Origin of the sequence: Flavitalea sp. (assembly GCF_035489435.1) — a bacterium.
Taxonomy (GTDB): Bacteria; Bacteroidota; Bacteroidia; order Chitinophagales; family Chitinophagaceae; genus DATHKG01.
Window position 1 is genome coordinate 1 of the sequence record NZ_DATHKG010000103.1, and the last position, 18,710, is coordinate 18,710.

Sequence of the window (18,710 nt, forward strand, 5' to 3'; positions counted from 1 at the left end):
GGGGGTAGACTACCTGGATTGTGCATCAAAACTATCACCGGTCACGGCGGGTGTTTACCGGGAAATGAGGGAAATATTTCCTAAGTTTATCGAGGACACTCCCAAATACCGGGACCTGGCAAGAATAAGAGATTACCTGGAGCAGGCGGATCCGGCCATTAATTTCGATCAATAATGCTTCCTCAGACACTTCCTTATAAGTTTTCCCAATATCTTTTCCAATAAATGGACTTCAACTATTAAACACATAAATACAAGCACCTGAAATAGCTTTTTAACGAATATTGCCAGGGCTGGTTATTTAAAGCAGGAAGTCAGGGTATTTAAAGCAGAAAGTCGCAGGGTACTTAAGGCAGGAAGTCAGGGTATTTAAATTAAATCACCTGCAGATCAGGTCAGACAGGCCATTAAAATAAAAATGAAAGGATGAATTTATTTAACAAGGATAAGAAGTCGGCTCTCGAGGCCAAAGAAATGGCTCAATTTATTGCATTTGGGCCGGTCGTTTTCCAGGTAGCGCGTATCATGCGTGATGCTGGCATTTTAACTGTGATCGAAGAGGCGGGCAAACAGGGGTTAACTCACCAGGAGATTCTCCAGGCAGTAAATCTCCCGGATTACGGTCTGAGGGTGTTACTTGAGTCTTCTCTTGGTATCGGACTCGTAATTATTAATAACGGAAAATATTCAATTACAAAAACGGGGCATTTCACTTTACATGATCCACTGACACGGATCAATATGGACTTCATCCATGATGTAAATTATAAAGGACTGTTTCACCTGGAAGAAAGTATCAAAACCGGTAAACCAGAAGGGCTTAAAGAGCTGGGAGGCTGGAACACCATTTATGAGGGCCTTTCCCAATTGCCACCTCATATCCAAAAAAGCTGGTTCGCTTTTGATCACTTCTTTTCAGATAATTCATTTCCGCTTGTTCTTCCTTTGGTTTATGGACAGAAGATTAACAAGCTGATGGATATCGGGGGTAACACAGGTAAGTGGGCAATTGCTTCATCTCTCTATGATAAAAATGTTCGGATAACAATAGTGGATTTGCCAGGACAGGTTACTATGGCGAAATCAAGAATTGCTGATCTTGGACTGGCGGACAGGGTTTCATTTTTCCCTGTTAATCTTTTGGATAAAACACAACCGCTTCCTAAAGGACATGATGCAATCTGGATGAGCCAGTTCCTTGATTGTTTTTCAGAGGCAGAAATAACATCCATTATTGAGAGGTGTTATGAGGCGCTTGAACCGGGAGGTACCATGTTTATCCTGGAGGCATTCTGGGACCGGCAGCGTTTTGAAGCTGCAGCTTTTTGTCTTCAGCAAACATCGATATATTTCACGGCACTTGCCAATGGTAACAGCCAGATGTATGATTCAAGGATATTCATTGATGCTGTTAAGGCGGGTGGATTTGAAATCTATGAAGATATTGATGGCATAGGGCTTAGTCACACCTTGCTAAAATGCAGGAAGAAAAGTTAAGGCGGAATAAAACGAGACAGCAACAAACAAGACGGCTACAAACGAGACGGCTACAAACGAGACGGTAACAAACGAGACGGTACCAAACGAGACGGTACCAAACGAGACGGTAACAAACGAGACGGTACCAAACGAGACGGTAACAAACGAGACGGTACCAAACGAGACGGTAACAAGTGAGCCTGTTACAAACGAGGCTGCTACAAACTATATATAACATTGAAAAAAGCGGAGACTTATTTGGGTCTCCGCTTTTTGAATTAATATTTACCTCACAACTTACTTCACACAATTTATTTTACAATCATCTTAGCAACGGCTCTACCTGCCATTGCATAAGCTTCCTGGATTCTTTCGCCGGTATCAAAGTCAAAACCACCGAACATTCTTCCCGGTGCTTTTGCAATGGAGATCTTTGCGATCACTTTGTTTTTGTCGGCAGTTTCAACGATCCAGGCTTCACCATCGATAGTTGCATTTTTTCTCATTACCCCGATGTTGAAGCCGGGTTCTGTAAATGTAGTTTTGTAAATCAACGTGTATTTCGATTTGGGAGTGATGGTCATCATCGAAGTTTTTTCGAAGAGCTCATTAAACTGTGGTTCGAATTTTTCTTCTCTGTCGTCAACCCAGCGTGTGGCCCAGGTATCACCCCTGCCCGCTTCTTTCTTATTATATTCTTCTTTCTTTTTGTTTACGTATTCAGCTTCGTCATCAAACTTGCCGACTTTCATTTTGTCGTAAGAAAATTCGGTGTTAATTGACTTTTCATTTTTTACGGCAGACAAATCTCCTTCGATCAGTTTGACTTTTTGTGCAATGGCGGAACTCAGAGCCATTAAACCCAGGGCGAACAACGCCCCGCCTTTTAGCAATTTCATGTTGGGAATATTTTAGGGTTATTTAATGCACTAAAGTAATATAATTCGAGGGATGGTATTAAAGATACCAGATACATATTCATGTGATTTTTTTTTAGACTTTACGGGACATACCTTTGCGACTCGAAAAACGCATTAACATAATAATCATCGGTTTATGCGGTTGGTTCTATTTTTGATTGTGAACGTTTAAAGATTAAAAACATGAAAAAGTTCTTTTTAACCCTGATTGTAGGAGTTTGTATCACCAGTGTAAGTTTTGCCCAGGTTAACGGACCGGACTATAAAGCTGGTATCGGGCTGCGCTTTAGTGGAAGTTATTACGACGCTATTTCTGCATCATTCAAACTTTTTGTTTCCGAGCCAAGTGCTTTTGAATTTAATGCCGGGGCGCGACATTTTTCCTATGGGCGTACAAATGTCAGCGCATCTGCTGCCTACCAGTATCATTTCCCGATTGGAAGTATTGAGGGTTTTAAATGGTTTGTCGGTGGAGGACTTACCGTTTTAAATAGTTTTGCCGATAACGATAGATATGAAGAAGGATTCGGGTTTGCCCTGTTCCCGACTGGTGGAGTTGAATATAAATTTAATTTTCCTTTAGCTGTATCTGCGGATTTTCGTCCTTCACTTTATCTCGTAAATCCTTACGATGAAGACTTCAATCCTAACTTTGGTGTTTCAGCACGCTTTACATTCAAATAGGGAGACTCTGATAATCATGAGTTGTTAACCTGAGTTGTTAACCCTCGGATTTATCAAGTCAGTAAAGTTATTAAAGCCTCACGTTTTTGCGGAGGCTTTTTACTTGTGCGTTTAGCCGGCTTCACAGGCATGATTTATTATCTTTATTTGTTTGATATTATTCATCATTAATCATCATCATCACTAATCATCATCATCACTAATCATCATCATTAGTAATCACTATTAGTAATCACTATTAATTATCACTATTAAGCATCATCATTAGCCGTCATCATTTGGTCGTCAGTATTTATTGTCACTATTAAGCATCATTATTAGTCGTCAATATTTGTTGTCGCTATTAATCATCACCATTAGTCATCATCATTAATTTTCATCATTAATTTTCATCATTAATTTTCACCATCAATTCATCACCCTTTCAAAAATATTGGTATTGATAGAATTAAATAAAGTTTGCTTAAGACTAGGATCTGAATTGCTGCTGGATGATGTTAGTCTGACAATTGATAAAGGACAGACACTTGCTATTACTGGTGCTTCGGGTAGTGGTAAGACCAGCCTCGCAAAGGTTATTACGGGTGATCTGTTTCACTCAGGTACTGTTAAATTCAAAGGTTTCGGGGATCCCGTTCATGTTGAGTTTATTTCCCAGGAACACAACTTTAAGAATCTTTCCAATACCTCAGATTTTTATTATCAACAGCGTTTTAATGCATCCGAATCCGATCAGTCTTTGAGGGTATCAGATTTGTTGACGAGCGATAATAAATGGATAGACCTATTGCATTTGCGGGAGTTGTTAGATAGAGCCATTCTACAATTATCTAACGGCGAGAACAAAAGGCTTCAACTTGCTCAAAAACTCCAGGCTAAGCCGGATGTTTTAATCCTGGATAATCCATTTTTGGGCCTTGATGTTTCAGGTCGTGTAATCCTGGAGAATATTTTATGTGTGCTAAAAGATCAGGGAGTCCAGATTATACTTATATCAGGACCTGCTGCACTTTCATCTTTAGTCACTCATGTTGCTGTCCTTGAAAAAGGGAGACTTATTTTCTATGGACTGAGGCAGCATTTTTTGGACGATCACGCTTCACATCTTCATAGTGATTCGGCGATTGATCAGGGTTTATTGCGTTCATTAAAACCAGCGGAGGCCACCAATTTTGCTTATGCTGTACGGATGATTAATGTACATATCCAATATGGCGATAAGATTGTTCTTGACAAGTTGAATTGGGAAATCAGGCGCGGTGAATGCTGGTCCTTGTCGGGCCCTAATGGTGCCGGGAAGTCAACCTTGCTAAGTTTGATCACCGGCGACAATCCACAGGCATATGCAAACGAAATCTACTTGTTTGATCGCAGGAGAGGAACCGGCGAAAGTATCTGGGATATTAAACGCAATATTGGTTATGTTTCTCCGGAGCTTCATCTTTTCTTCGACCAGGCTGCGTCATGTTGGGAAATACTTGCTTCCGGGTTTTTTGATACCATTGGACTATTCAGGTTGCTTAATGATGAGCAGAAATCGGCAGTTAAAACCTGGTTGAAAATACTGAATCTCAATGACTGTGAAGATAAGTCCTTACGTTCTATGTCACGTGGTCAGCAGCGTCTCGCGTTACTTGGCAGAGCACTGATCAAGGCACCACAAATGCTTGTTCTTGATGAGCCGTGCCAGGGATTGGATGAAGATCAGACTGCCGCTTTTATAGCATTGGTTAATTCAATTTGTATCGGATTCGGAACCTCGTTAATTTATGTTTCACACTATGTACAAGATGTTCCTTCTGTCATCACCAAATATTTAAGGCTCGACGATGGTAAGACCGTTAAGGAATTATGAGTTATGAGTTTAGTTATGAGTTAAATGAAGAGTGAAAAACCTTTCATAATTCATAACTCATAATTCATAATTCTCTTGCTTTATCTTCCCATGTACACCATGAGTATTTGAACATCACTTGGATTTACACCGCTGATGCGGCTGGCCTGGCCAAGAGTTGCTGGTTTTATCTTTTTGAATTTTTGAAGTGCTTCGGTTGACAGCGATGAAATTCTATCGTAATTGAAATTATCGGGTATAGCCAGTTCTTCGAGTTGTCCCATTTTTTGTACAAGTTCTTTTTCCTTTTCTATGTACACTTCGTATTTGGCCTGGATCTCTGCCTGTTCAATTGTTTCAAGCGAAAATTCTTTGAGTTTATCAGCCAGTCTCGGTAACCCTTTCATCATTTCAGGGAGACTAAGTGATGGTCTTAATAAAACCTGCAGAGCTTTTTGTTTTTGCAGGAGACCTGTGGTTCCCTGGCTTTCAAGAAATGATTTCGACTCTTCAGGTTCAATCGAAAATTCTTTCAGGATTTGTCTGATTTTGGCTGCTCCATCTTTTTTGGCTATCACCTTATCCATACGTTCCTGTGAAGCAAGGCCCAAACGGTAACTTTTTTCCGTGAGACGTAGATCTGCATTATCCTGGCGCAAAAGTGTTCTGAATTCTGCGCGTGATGTGAACATGCGGTAAGGTTCTTCGGTGCCTTTATTTATCAGGTCATCTATGAGTACCCCAATATAAGCTTCCGATCTTTTAAGAGTGAATGGTTCCAGGTCATGGGTGGCCTGGTGGGCATTGATTCCCGCCATAAGTCCCTGACATGCAGCTTCTTCATAGCCGGTGGTGCCATTAATCTGGCCAGCAAAAAATAGGTTTTTTATTAACTTCGTTTCCAGGTTATGCTTAAGCTGTGTGGGTGGGAAATAGTCGTATTCGATGGCATAGCCGGGTCTGAACATCCTCACCTTTTCAAAACCAGGCACATTACGAAGAGCTTCGTACTGCACTTCTTCCGGTAGTGAAGTAGAGAATCCGTTTACATAAATTTCGACCGTGTTCCAGCCTTCCGGTTCAATAAACAATTGGTGACGGTCCCTTTCAGCAAAGCGGTTGATTTTATCCTCAATACTTGGACAGTAGCGGGGTCCTACTCCTTCAATTCTGCCGGTAAACATTGGACTGCGATCGAAGCCTGTTTTCAGCAGGTCATGCACTTTTGTATTTGTATAAGTTATCCAACAGCTCCTTTGTATTTTAGGTTTTTTCGTGTCAAGATAAGAGAAGCCGGTAATTAACTCATCACCAGCCTGTTCTTCCATTTTGCTATAATCAAGACTTCTTCCATCGATCCGGGGTGGAGTGCCGGTTTTGAGTCGATCTGCCTCAAAACCAAGACTAACCAGTTGTTCCGTTATGCCGGTTGCGGCCTTCTCTGCTACCCTGCCCCCTCCAAATTTCTGATCTCCTATGTGTATCACTCCATTCAGGAAGGTGCCACTTGTGATCACCACCGATTTCGATCTCACTTCATGCCCAAGTCCGGTTATTATACCGCATGCCCGGCCATCTTTCACGATGATTGATTTTGCCATGTCCTGGTAGAAATCCACATTAGGAGTTTGCTCAAGCATTTCGCGCCATCTTGTGGCAAAGAGCATTCGATCATTCTGGGATCGGGGACTCCACATTGCTGGTCCTTTTGAGCGATTCAGCATCCGAAATTGAATCATGCTCTCGTCGCTTACAATCCCTGAGTAACCACCGATGGCATCTATCTCCCGCACTATTTGTCCCTTGGCTATGCCGCCCATGGCGGGGTTACAACTCATTTGGGCGATAGTCTGCATATTCATAGTCACTAACAGCACTTTCGATCCAAGATTTGCTGCTGAAGCGGCAGCTTCACAACCGGCATGACCGGCTCCTACAACGATGACATCATATTCTGGAAACATGACGCAAAATTACATTTTGATTTTCGAATGATCTGCAAAAGGTTAATGTTCCACGTGGAACGTGAAACTTGGAAGTATATGGCAAACCTGGTCCTTTTGGTTACTGGCATTTTTTGCCTGATTCGCTGAAGCCGTGAGCTTATTGAATTTGTTAACATTGTTGACGTTGCACGTTCATGGCGCTCACTCGGTTCTTCCCTTCGCCGGATGGGCCTTTCGGTTGGGTTGATTTGCCGCTGTGATTCCTGGTTAATACGTTTCGTTTTGCCGCTCTCTGTTGTTGTCTCCGATCGGCTTTTAGTTCCCTGATCGGCTTTTTTAGGTATGCTTGTAGTGCTGGTTGCCTTATTGGCTAGATGTTGATGTTGCAGGTTCATGGCGTTCACTCGGTTCTTCCCTTCGCCGGATGGGCCTTTCGGTTGGTTTGATTTGCCACTGTGATTCCTGGTTAATACCATTGTTCATGCCGTTCTCTGCTGTTGTCTCCGATCGGCTTTTTGTTCCCTGATCGGCTTTTTTAGGTATGCTTGTAGTGTGGTCGCTGTTGGGCCCTGATCGGCCTCGGTAACTCCGGGCAGGAATCGAAGGTGGCAATCAAACCAACCTCAGGCCCATCCTGCACGTTCTAATCTCGTTCACTTAGGGATATGCGACTTATACAACAAAATTCAACATTCTCTTATTGCAATAACCGGCATTGACATTATCGGCATTGCAGAAATTGAAATGACATTGCTGTGTTACCGTTCTCTGAATTACTGTTGCCAGCCATCCGGTTATCGGAAAAACGCTTGTCAAAAATCCGATTGCAACAATCTTAGCTACCGAAATTTCGGTTGTGCATCATTGCATTTGCATTCTTTTCATCTAATTCGCAAGCAATCTGGTTCCAGTGCATTAATAATATTCCCTATAGCGCAGAGGAAAAAATAACGATGGGTATTGCATCGATTGCTCGTTACAACCTGGCAATGATTCAGCGCAGTAGTGATTCAGCGTTTGCAAGTGGCATCGTTTGCGGGTTGCTACGTTTGCAGGCAGCATTGTTTGCGGGTGGCGGTGTTTACGGATGGCTGTGTTTGCGGGTGGCTACGTTTGAAAGCAGCCGGGTTATTTCCCCCAATCGAATGTGAGATCGGTTTGTAAATTAGACCGGGAAGAGAATTGCAAAACGAATATCAGCTCAATTGTCATCTATGACTGATTAAGTGATTGGCTTATACACATGATTTGAGGCTGATTGAATGATGAGACAAGGAACCTGCTATAGCGGACTGGTAAGAATTGTTATGCTAGTATGATATTCCCCCAAGTGGATGAGCTAGTTGGGAGCGGGATTGTGCCTTTGAGCGGCCTTCGTACCGTGGTCGGAGTTACTGAAGCCGATCAGGGCGATACTGCAACCAGCACTGGAAGAAACCCTAACAAAGCTGATCAGGGCAAAAAAGCCGATCGGAGACAAGAACCACTCCCAGCATGAGCAAAGGTATTAACCACGGGACACAGCCGCAAAAAGGCACAATCCAGCTCCCAACGGTGCGAAGAAGCGACCAAAAACTCTTGCATAATAATGCTAGTAAACAAAGAAAGCAAACCTGCGCAAAAAAGCCGATCGGAGACAACAACCACTCCCAGCATGAGCAAAGGTATTAACCACGGGACACAGCCGCAAAAAGGCACAATCCTGCTCCCAACGGTGCGAAGAAGCGACCAAAAACTCTTGCATAATAGTGCTGGTTAAAAAAAGTCAAAATCACCCAACCGGTATATCCGAATAAGCATCCCAGTAAACAGTTTCCTTCATAAACAATTCAAACATTTCCTTCCAGCCTTTGAATTGAGAATCACTGCCTAAAATATGGTTGTGCCAGATTGGAATGAAGTTGCCGTTTAATTTTTTAACCAGTTCGTAGTACTTTACCAGTTCCATATAGGTTTGTTCCGGTGTTTGCTTTTGCTCATAGAATGAGTTTGCATCCATAAAACAAAATGGACAAATAACAAGTTCGGTCGTTTGATCCCTCTGCAGATCGTACCATTTGTAGGATGAGCAAACGGAAGCCCTGAATCCGTTAATAGTACCATAGCCCATAGAGAAATCATGTCTCAAGCCTGCATCAATCAACGTTCTGAACGTTTCCGGTGTTTTGAATCTTATATAATGCTGCCTGCTTGAAACAACAGGTTTGTCTGTTACTACTTCAAGCCATTCAAGTTCTTCTTTTAACAACCGCGGATGGTCGCCACTTCTCCAGGAGGGATGCAGACCGACTTCATATTTTGATGCATAGTATTCAATGAGCTCACGGAAAGGCTTAACATCTGTTGAGATATTTTTATCATAGCCCTCTTGTTTTTTTGCAACAAGAAAAAAATAATAGGGTTTAATACGACAGTATAAATGAAGCGCATCAAGCCATTCGAAACAATCAAAGGGATCCTGCTTTTTTCCTGTTAACACGAGCCAGCGATCATCAATCTCTTTCCACTTCCATTTTAACAACGAACGGACAAAACCTGCAATGGTCTTTAAAGCACCTTTATGCAGGTAAGAATAGGCGATATCTATATCGTAGGTAATGTTGCAGGAAAACTGTTGTCGTTTAAATTTCAGGCCAGCAAACTTCGACTGCAATGAATCTTTAAAAGAGACCAGCCAGATATTTATCATTGGCAGATCAAGAAACCGCTCGCGGTAAGCCAAAGAATTTGTATGTGCATATCTTCCGTATTCATCTTCTTTATGTTTAAGATATTCTTCATACCTCGTGATGAGAAAGAAAGATGCTGCAAAAATATCGAATGCAAAATCGCCATCGGTTTTGTAGAGTGCTTTTCCTTTTTCAAAAGCGAAAACATCAGGCTCTTGTTCCTTTATGTCATTTTGAAACAGGAGCGGAACCGGGGAAATCCAATAAACTTCATCTCCAAATGCTTCGTTAGAATAATTAATTTTAAAAGTGGTGGCGCTGAGAAAAGCCTGTTTATCAGAAGTGATGTCCAGGGGTTCGTCAAATATTTCTTTCCCAATAAATTCAAGAATATATTGTAGCCTGGGGGTGATTTCTGAGGTATAGACTGATAACATCAAGCCGGCGGACTTTTATTCAATAATACAATTCTCCCCTCTCAATGTCAATATTTTTATGCCTTTATAAGAAGTATCTTTTGATTTTGCAAACTACGGGCTCAATTTATTCCAGTAGGGCTCAATTTTTTTCAGTAGGGCTCAATTTATTCCAGTAGGACTCATTTTTTTCACTGCTCAATTTTCCAGTGGGGCTCACTTTTTTTCAGCAGGGCTGAATTTTTCTTTCCAAAGCTGGTTGAAGGTTTTTTCTGAAAAATCCAGTTCCGCCCGGTGAGCCGTCCAGCCGCTGAAAGCCTTATTAACCAACCAGTTCTTTATTTTTTTGTTTCCCCGGTTCATCATCCCACGATTCAGACTAGCTTTTCTCCAAAGTTTCCAGGCGAGTTTTTCACCAGTTGAAGTAAGTCCCTTATCTGCCGCCTCGTAACGGTTTTCCAATAACAGTTCATGCAGATTGATTTTAACAGCACAAACCTCCGTGCAATTACCGCACAATGAAGAGGCGTTGCTAAGATGTTTCCAATCCTTCAGCCCGCTGAGCCGGGGTGTAATCACAGCCCCGATCGGTCCGCTGTAGGTTGAGCCATAAGCATGACCACCTATATTTTTGTAAACAGGACAGGCATTGAGACAAGCCCCACATCGTATACAGTAAAGACTTTCCCTGGAAACAGGATTATCAAGAATATTGGTACGACCATTATCAAGCAGTATCACATACATTTCTTCTGGCCCGTCAGACTCACCTGGTTGACGGGGACCGCTGAAAATTGTATTGTAAACTGTTACTTTCTGCCCTGTACCATAAGTAGAAAGCAATGGCCAGAATAAAGCAAGATCCGTCAACGAAGGAATGATCTTTTCGATCCCGGCAATCACTATATGTGTTTTTGGAAATGCAGCACTAAGCCTTGCATTTCCTTCATTTTCTGTAACCGCAATGGAACCCGTATCGGCTATTATAAAATTCGCGCCGGTTACACCGATCTCGGCAACCGGGTATTTTGTTCTTAGCTTTTCCCTTGCTACAAGCGTGAGTTGTTGAGGATTGAGATTCGGGGGCGTTCCCAGTTTTTCATAAAACAATTTTGCAACGTCTTCCTTGCTTTTATGCATAGCTGGCGTTACAATATGATAAGGTGGTTCGCCATCCAGTTGTTGAATGTATTCACCAAGATCGGTTTCAACACTTTCAATATTATTATCGGTCAGGAATTTATTGAGATGGATCTCTTCAGTGACCATGCTCTTGCTTTTCACGACCGAACGGCAGTTTTTGGCTTTACAAATTTCCAATACCGCGGCCAGCGCCTGTTTGTCATCGTTCGCCCAGATTACTTTTCCACCACGCCTGGTAAAATTTGCTTCGAAATCTTCCAGTTGCTGATCTAAGGTTTCGAGCGCGCGCCATTTGATATTTTTTGCCCTTTCTCTCGCCAGCCCGGTATCGGGGAATTGAAGTTTGCCCTGGGGCACGGCATTGTTGTATTTGCTGATATTGAAATTCACCTTGAACCGGTGATCAAGGTCAGCAGATTTGATTGTACTTTTTGCTTTGAATGTGGAAGCGTTTTCTGACATAATTTATTTCCTGCCTGGTGCAAACAAACGTCGCTTAAAGCGGCCGGTTACTTCTTCTTAATTTCAAAATAATCCTGTGCAACCTTGTCGAGAGCGTTATAGAAATCTTCGCCATACTTTCTTATGATAGGTTCCCTGAGAAACTGGTAAACCGGTACTTTTAATTTTTTGCCAAGAGAACAAGCGGGCTTGCACAAACCTTCCCTGGGCTCGTAATTCATCCGGTCAAAGTCTCCTTTTTTACCTGCTTTTGTGATAATAGGATAAAAGTGACAGCTGATAGGCTTTTTCCAGCTGACCTTTCCATCACGATATGCTTGTTCAATGGCGCATTTAATCACTCCGTTTTCATCGTGAAAACCATAAGCGCAAAGTTTACCTTCAATGGTCGGGGTTACCCAGCCGAACTCGACATCGTACACATAGCGACCATGCTTCTCGATCCATCCCAATCCATCTTTGGATAGATAGGGCTTCACTGTCTCGAAGATCTCATTGATGATCGCGAGCTCTTCTTTTTCAAGAGGTGCCCCGGCATCACCATCCTCACAACATCCACCTTTGCATTTTGTAAGATCACACACAAATTGCTCGGATATCACATTTTCACTAATGAGAACATTATCTATTGCTATCACAATGCTTTTTTTACAAATGTAACCAATAAGCTCAATCACAAAGTTGAAGCGCCCTAATTGGTATCCTTAAAATTTTCAACAGGAACAGATGCGGGTATTTTGTCTCCGCGTCCAAAGAGGCGGTTTCGGTTAAGTCTTAAAATTGACTTTGAAGTAAGATAATGGACCGCTTTTTCTTCCAGCCAGTGGTGTAGTGGCAAAAGCATGGCGATTAAAACGATTTTTATGGCAAGTACCATCCAGGGTTCTCCATGTGTGAGATGATGTATCTGGTTATCTGCCAGCAGGATAATAAACTCAAACAGAAAAATAAAAGCAAAGAAGCCGATAATTTTTATTGTTTGCGCCGACACCCTGAATGCACCGGCCATTACCAATAAAATAAAAATACTGGCAATAGCAGCCGTAATGCCCATATATTGGAGGTTATGCCGACGCCTGGTTTCTTCCATCCTGGCCGCCTGCATTTTTTCTGCTCTTTGTTTTTCACTATCCACTTCGGCCATTAACAGATCCTTTTCTTTGGTTAGGTTGTCAACGCTATCCCTGTATTTATCATGCAATGTTTTATAGAGGTAGGCCTTCTGATAATCTCCGGTCATTGTATTTAAAGAATCCAGATTAGCTGCAGCCATAATGATCATATCAAAACTGTTAATCTGTTTTCCTATGGCCTCTGCCTTTTCCCAGTAGTGTATTGCCTGTTTAAAGTCGCCGGTCTTTTTGAAGTAATCAGAGTAAGTGGTATAAAAAAAGAACTTATATGGTTTGGTACCGTATGTTTCAAAATATGGTTCAGCTTTTTTAAAATAATATGCTGCCGAATCATATTTACCAACATATGTATATAGCGAACCGTAGCCCTGGTCAAGTAAATAACCCATACCGGCTGTATTCAGAAAATCCCGCAGCTCTTTTTTCTCTTCGAAATATGCCAGCGCTTCTTTATACTGGTTGCTCATCAGGTAGAGATTAACAATACTCAGATAACTATTAAGTTTATAAATCCTGAATTCCAGTGTGTCGGAAAGTGCGATTGCCTTGTCATAGTACATCCTCGCGAAATCGTATTGTTTAGCACCGGCATACAATGCACCCATTGAATTATATCCGATCAGCACATCATAATACCGATTGTTTTTCCTTGCCATGCTATCCAGCCTGAACTGATAGTCTTTGGCCCTGTCCCAGTTTTCCAGCGAACGATTGAAATCAATCATCCTCAGGTAACAGTTTTTTACGAGTTCATATTTATTTGTCTGTTCGGCCAGGTCCAGTGCCGCCAGGTAATTTCTATAAGCCAGCAACTTTTCCTTTTTATACAGGTAACTACTACCTAAAGAATTATAAGCCGATACTTTAAGCGAATCACTTTTGATCGATATAGAAAGAGACATCGCATGATTAGAGTAACCCAGCCCTTTTTCAATTTCACCATTTGCCCTGGCGCCCCTCGAAAGATAGATATAGCACCAGGCCATTAGTTCTTCAAGATTACTGTTCCTTGCCATATCAAGCGCATTCTGTGAAAACTCTGTTCCTTTCCTGACAAATTCCTGCGTGTTTCCATTATCATAAAAGTTACCGGCTCTTTTGAGCATCGCCAAAATGATCAGTTTTCTATCCCGGCTTGATTCCGCAGTTTCCAGCATCTTTTTTCCAAAATCTTCAGACCTTTTGTTATCGATGCCAATATAATATTCGGCCAGTTCCCCCTGCCATTTGACTAAATCGTAAGGATTTGTAGCCAGTGCGAGGTTTTGGTGCAGACTATCTTCCAGTCTCGTTTCTCCCTTTGTTTTTATTTCTGGTGAACCGCTGTTTTGCTGAATATTACCTGGCTGAGCAAAAAGCATGAAATGAATAAGGCTCAGAAGAGTGTTAAGCAGGAGTTTCTTCACTATACCGGAGATTGTTTGTTTTGAAGATTGTTTGTTTTGGAATAAATATCACCCGAATTTAAAATAAACATTCTCAATATGAGAACAAAATCTACCGGCGAAGTTATTTTAGCCTGAGGGTATTGATCAGGTGCTTCATATCCTGTTCAAGGAAATTATTTACAACACCCAAAGAATCTGCATTTGGAGATGCATCAAAATATAATGCACCTCTCACAAAATGTTTGACTGAATCAGTAACAAAAAACTGCTTTGCCGTAGCAGCATTCCCGCCAACCTGGAAAAAAACACCAGTCAATCCCATCGGGGTCTTCATAAGAGAATCCCGGATCTCTGTAGCTTTCGAAGTATGTTTATATGTCATCTTAAAAGCATCAGCGACCAGCGAATCAAAATTGCTCTTTTTTATTTCCTTGTAGCTGATATAAATCTTTCCATAAAATTGCGGGAAGTCAATATTGATCCAATAATCGTTTTCAGGTTTGGCTTCGAAGAAAGTGGTGTCGCGGACAATTTTCGCATATACAGGATATTCAAATGAATATGGACTTCCCGGCTGATCGTATTTCTGGTACTGATGTTCAGGGAAATCGATTTTAAAGTATCCGCGCTGCCTGAGAGTATAGTCGCTGTTACAAGCCACCAGGGCAATAAACACAAGTATAAAAATCGATCGGATCATGTTTCAATAGTTAATAGGAGGAAGGAACGGCAAACAAATCAGCTTTTTTGCCTGACGATCGAAACCTTCACTTTACGGATCCGGTTCTTTTCAACCTCAAGCGTTGTGAACTCAAAATCTCCAACAATGGCTATATCATTTGCTTTAGGAATTTCGCCGGAAATTTCAAGAATAAGACCTGCAAGCGAATCGCTTTCTCCCCTTACTTTATCAAAGGTATCAAGGGAAAGATTCATCAACTTACAGACATCATTGATCATGGTCTTGCCTTCAAAAATATAGTTGTCTTCATCTATCTTTTTATTGCCACTTTCCTCTTCATCAAACTCATCTTTTATCTCACCAATAATTTCTTCAAGAACATCTTCAAGCGTAACGATCCCGCTTGTTCCACCGAATTCATCAACAACAACAGCAAAGTGAATCCTTTTTGTCTGAAACTCTTTGAGAAGATCTTCAATGAATTTTTGTTCATGCACAAAATATGGGATACGCATAAGGCTGCTCCACTCAAAATCATTAGGTTGATTCAAATGGGGAATCAGGTCTTTGCTATGAATCATACCGACAATATCATCGAGACTCGACTTGTATACAGGTAATCTCGAATAATGCAGCTCTTCGATCTTTTGTTTCAGTTCTTTGAAACTGATGTTGAATGAAATACCATTCACATCAAGACGCGTCCTCATAATTTGTTTTACAGTGATATGCCTGAACTTATATATGCCTGCCAGTATGCGCTGTTCTTCTTCTTCATGGATAGTAGACTTGATTGCGGCTTCGAGTTGTTGCTGGGAATAAGCTCTTGAAGTACTCCCTCCCATGAACTTTTCGATGCGCTCAGACATGGCCATTAAAGATGTGCCGAGCTTGCGAAAAAGATAGTAGATAATCTCAACGAGATAGGATGCTTCATAAGCCACCCGGAGATTGTTCTGACCGGCCCTGATCTTTGGTAGCACCTGTCCTATAAGGATCAGCACAAAACTTATAAGAAAGATCTTAAGTAAAAATCTTATTATCTGCCACCCAAGCTGTTGTGGAAAGATCTGGTCTATCAGAATATTTGATAGAATAATAATTGCGATATTGATAAGGATACTTGCAACCCTTAAAGAGCCAAGCAGGGTGCGTGGATCTTCCAGCAGGTTTGTTATCCGTTTCCAGCCGGCGTCCTGCTTGGTTTTCAACATATTGATATCGCGATATGTAAGTGAGAAAAAAGCAACTTCCGCCCCGGAGATGAAAAATGAAAGAATAAGTAACAATAGCACAATCGCGGCCAGAATTGTTGTAGCCTGGATGCTTGCGACCAGAAGTATTGGCTGGAATTGATCAAACAGAAAAAAATTCAATAAAGGGATATCCAAAGCAATTGGGTTTTTTCAACATAAAGGCAGGTCAAACGGCCTGCCCTTATTAATACATTGTAAGCGAAATTATCAATAATTTGTTATGAAGCAGAAATATATACCCTTATTTCATCCGTTCATTTTTATTTTTTTTTGCCCGCACAATCAGGTAAGCGCAACCCCCGGGAAAATTATCGTTGGTTAACAGATCAAAACGGCAGATCCTGGGAAGGTTCATCTATAGGGGGCAGATCCCCGGTATGAAAGCCTTCAACATTACCGTGATGCGCACCACCGGGCCCGTTATGATGTCCTGCATCTGTCCTTTTATCAAGCATGATGAGGTTATCTCCTACAACTTCTGTTGAGAATTTTTTAGCGCCTTCCTTATCTTCCCAGCTCCTCGTTCTCAGTCGTCCTTCAATGTAAACAAGGCTGCCTTTGTGAAGATATTTCTGGGCAAGCTCTGCAAGGCCGCGCCATAAGACAACAGTGTGCCACTCAGTTTGAGAGATTAACTTCCCTGCCCTGTCTTTGAAAGTTTCCGTGGTTGCAAGCGGAAATTTGGCTACAGCAATATTTCCTTCAAGCACCTGGACATCGGGATCTTTACCGAGATTTCCAATCAACATTACCCTGTTTACGCCTCTCATAATAACAATTTTGATAGTTAATAATCAGCCTGCCTGTTCAATTCGTTGTAAACTCAATATCCTAAGGGTCTAAGGACAAATCATGCAATAGATTACGGATGAATCCTGTATTATAAATTTACAAAATTCATAGAGCAGAAACATTAAAATCTTTTGGTAAAGTTGACAGGAAATTCAGGTCATATAAATTTATTTTCCAGAAAGATGCTGATCATTCGGGGGAAGGCAAAATCAGCAAGCTGCTTTTTCGTCACTTTCATATAAGACACAGGCAGGATAACGTTCTCAGGAGCAGTGACAAGGATAAACTGACCATGAATTGTTTGATGTGTCAGTTGCTGAACATAAACCCGGCTTTGGGAGGTCACAACAAATAACTGATCACCAAAAAACTGTTTCAGATAACTCTGATGCGGGAACGGTGCAGGGTCTTCAGTTTCATGTAGTACAAACTCATGGAGATTTTGCCAGATATCTTTTTCGGTTCGCTTTCTTATGTAAACAGTATCAGAAGTTTCGATCATGAAATAATAAAACCACCGGTGTCTTTTGATCAATTTTTTTTCTTTTACGGGCAATTCCTTCACTGATCCCAATTTATATGCTTCGCAATCGCCCTGCTGCGGGCATTGCAGACACAGAGGGTTCTGAGGTTTGCAAATTATTGCACCAAAATCCATGATGGCCTGATTATATAAACCGGGTTCATCTGTATCTAATAACGATTCTGCCAGTTCCTGGTACAATTTCTTTCCTGCACTGGTGTCAACAGGTGTGGTTATTCCGAAATACCGTGAGAGTACTCTTTGTACATTTCCGTCTACTACGGCATAGGGCTGGTTATAAGCGAAGGAAGCTATCGCAGAAGCTGTGTATGGGCCCACACCTTTCAGTGCTACGATACTTTCAAACGTATCCGGAAACAACCCATTCCGTTCTCTTGCAATAATTTTTGCAGAAGCGATCAGATTTTTGCAACGACTATAATAACCAAGCCCTTCCCAAAGTTTGAACACTTTTTCTTCCGGTGCATTTGCAAGATCTTGTACAGTGGGGAAGCTGGCTATAAAAGTTTGATAATAAGAAAGTCCCTGTTCAACCCTGGTTTGCTGAAGAATGATTTCGCTGAGCCAGATTTTGTATGGATCTTTTTCACCTTTCCAGGGCATTGATCTTTTATTTTTATTCCTGTTCCAGTTCAACAACCTTTCAGTGAAAATGGCATTCATTACCGCAATATTAAGCCACGCAAACTGAATACAAAATCGCTTTTCATTATAACGGTAACCAACATTTGTTATCGTCATATAATGCCTGATAATCAATAGACAATTACGTTTTGAGGCATCAAAACAGTGTTATACTGACTATAAAATCAAATTTTACAATATAATTCTTTAGTGTATGCCATTGATTATCATTGAAATACGAATCTGATTATAAAGAAATAAAATTCATTATCAATTATTTACACTTTTCTTGCAAATTTCAAAATTTACCGTTAATTTCACTAATGAATTGATTTAGTGCAGATTGCCCATCAGTTTAGCGTTAATCAAAAACAAAATTAATAACCCACTTAAATTCATTAACATGAGAAAAGCAGACCTCGTTAACCAAATATCTGAAAAAACAGGTATTCCAAAGGTTGATGTCCTGGTGACGCTGGAAACCATGTTCAAGGAGGTAAAGGATACACTTGCTGATGGTGAGAATATCTATATACGGGGGTTCGGAAGCTTCATCACCAAGAAAAGAGCTGCAAAGATTGGCCGGAATATCAAAAAGAATATTGCAGTTCATATACCTGAACATTATATTCCTGCCTTTAAACCTGCAAAAGAATTTGTAGCGGAAGTTAAAAAATTGCAAGCAGTTAAAGAAGATCAACCAAACCCGGATGATGAAGCTTAAATTTGCAGCCTAAT

16 protein-coding genes are annotated in these 18,710 nt (G+C 41.2%); 6 read left to right on the plus strand and 10 right to left on the minus strand.

Features of this window, described 5'->3' with window-relative positions; translation table 11 throughout:
• Nucleotides 1-426 precede the first annotated feature (426 nt).
• Entirely contained in the window at nt 427-1,497 is a 1,071-nt protein-coding gene (locus VK664_RS16805) for a methyltransferase (RefSeq protein ID WP_461399848.1), read from the plus strand.
• Between the two features lie 293 nt (nt 1,498-1,790).
• Here VK664_RS16805 and VK664_RS16810 read toward each other — a convergent pair whose 3' ends face one another.
• A complete protein-coding gene (locus tag VK664_RS16810) occupies nt 1,791-2,378 on the minus strand; it encodes a hypothetical protein (protein ID WP_461399849.1) in 588 nt (195 codons plus the stop codon).
• 204 nt (nt 2,379-2,582) lie between these two features.
• Between VK664_RS16810 and VK664_RS16815 the strand changes: the two genes are divergently transcribed.
• Both VK664_RS16815 and VK664_RS16820 read left to right on the plus strand, forming a co-directional pair.
• Nucleotides 2,583-3,083 carry a hypothetical protein gene (locus VK664_RS16815; RefSeq protein ID WP_461399850.1) on the plus strand — a complete coding sequence of 167 codons (501 nt, stop codon included), beginning with the start codon at nt 2,583-2,585 and terminating at the stop codon, nt 3,081-3,083.
• A 439-nt stretch (nt 3,084-3,522) separates the two neighbouring features.
• Nucleotides 3,523-4,938 (plus strand): ATP-binding cassette domain-containing protein, encoded by a 1,416-nt coding sequence (locus VK664_RS16820; protein ID WP_461399851.1) that lies wholly within the window; start codon nt 3,523-3,525, stop codon nt 4,936-4,938.
• Nucleotides 4,939-5,018: 80 nt separating this feature from the next.
• Here VK664_RS16820 and mnmG read toward each other — a convergent pair whose 3' ends face one another.
• Complete coding sequence (gene mnmG, locus VK664_RS16825) at nt 5,019-6,881, minus strand: tRNA uridine-5-carboxymethylaminomethyl(34) synthesis enzyme MnmG (protein ID WP_461399852.1); 1,863 nt, start codon at nt 6,879-6,881, stop codon at nt 5,019-5,021.
• A 935-nt stretch (nt 6,882-7,816) separates the two neighbouring features.
• Between mnmG and VK664_RS16830 the strand changes: the two genes are divergently transcribed.
• Entirely contained in the window at nt 7,817-8,014 is a 198-nt protein-coding gene (locus VK664_RS16830) for a hypothetical protein (RefSeq protein WP_461399853.1), read from the plus strand.
• Nucleotides 8,015-8,178: 164 nt separating this feature from the next.
• Complete coding sequence (locus VK664_RS16835) at nt 8,179-8,361, plus strand: hypothetical protein (protein WP_461399854.1); 183 nt, start codon at nt 8,179-8,181, stop codon at nt 8,359-8,361.
• A 273-nt stretch (nt 8,362-8,634) separates the two neighbouring features.
• Here the strand turns inward: VK664_RS16835 and VK664_RS16840 are convergent, their stop codons facing one another.
• The 8 genes from VK664_RS16840 to mutY form a co-directional block, all read right to left on the minus strand.
• Nucleotides 8,635-9,969, minus strand: a complete 1,335-nt coding sequence (locus VK664_RS16840; protein WP_461399855.1) for a polysaccharide deacetylase family protein — start codon at nt 9,967-9,969, stop codon at nt 8,635-8,637.
• Nucleotides 9,970-10,164: 195 nt separating this feature from the next.
• Nucleotides 10,165-11,553, minus strand: coding sequence for a LutB/LldF family L-lactate oxidation iron-sulfur protein (locus tag VK664_RS16845; RefSeq protein WP_461399856.1), 1,389 nt, complete (start codon nt 11,551-11,553; stop codon nt 10,165-10,167).
• A gap of 47 nt (nt 11,554-11,600) precedes the next feature.
• A complete protein-coding gene (locus VK664_RS16850; protein WP_461399857.1) occupies nt 11,601-12,191 on the minus strand; it encodes a DUF3109 family protein in 591 nt (196 codons plus the stop codon).
• A 53-nt stretch (nt 12,192-12,244) separates the two neighbouring features.
• A complete protein-coding gene (locus tag VK664_RS16855) occupies nt 12,245-14,092 on the minus strand; it encodes a tetratricopeptide repeat protein (RefSeq protein ID WP_461399858.1) in 1,848 nt (615 codons plus the stop codon).
• 103 nt (nt 14,093-14,195) lie between these two features.
• A complete protein-coding gene (gene gldD / locus VK664_RS16860; RefSeq protein ID WP_461399859.1) occupies nt 14,196-14,774 on the minus strand; it encodes a gliding motility lipoprotein GldD in 579 nt (192 codons plus the stop codon).
• Between the two features lie 38 nt (nt 14,775-14,812).
• Nucleotides 14,813-16,147, minus strand: coding sequence for a gliding motility-associated protein GldE (gene gldE / locus VK664_RS16865; RefSeq protein ID WP_461399860.1), 1,335 nt, complete (start codon nt 16,145-16,147; stop codon nt 14,813-14,815).
• Between the two features lie 191 nt (nt 16,148-16,338).
• A complete protein-coding gene (locus VK664_RS16870; RefSeq protein WP_461399861.1) occupies nt 16,339-16,782 on the minus strand; it encodes a single-stranded DNA-binding protein in 444 nt (147 codons plus the stop codon).
• A gap of 179 nt (nt 16,783-16,961) precedes the next feature.
• A complete protein-coding gene (gene mutY, locus VK664_RS16875; protein WP_461399862.1) occupies nt 16,962-18,089 on the minus strand; it encodes an A/G-specific adenine glycosylase in 1,128 nt (375 codons plus the stop codon).
• Nucleotides 18,090-18,375: 286 nt separating this feature from the next.
• Here mutY and VK664_RS16880 point away from each other — a divergent pair, with 286 nt between their 5' ends.
• Nucleotides 18,376-18,696, plus strand: a complete 321-nt coding sequence (locus tag VK664_RS16880) for an HU family DNA-binding protein (protein ID WP_458922178.1) — start codon at nt 18,376-18,378, stop codon at nt 18,694-18,696.
• Nucleotides 18,697-18,710: the final 14 nt, after the last annotated feature.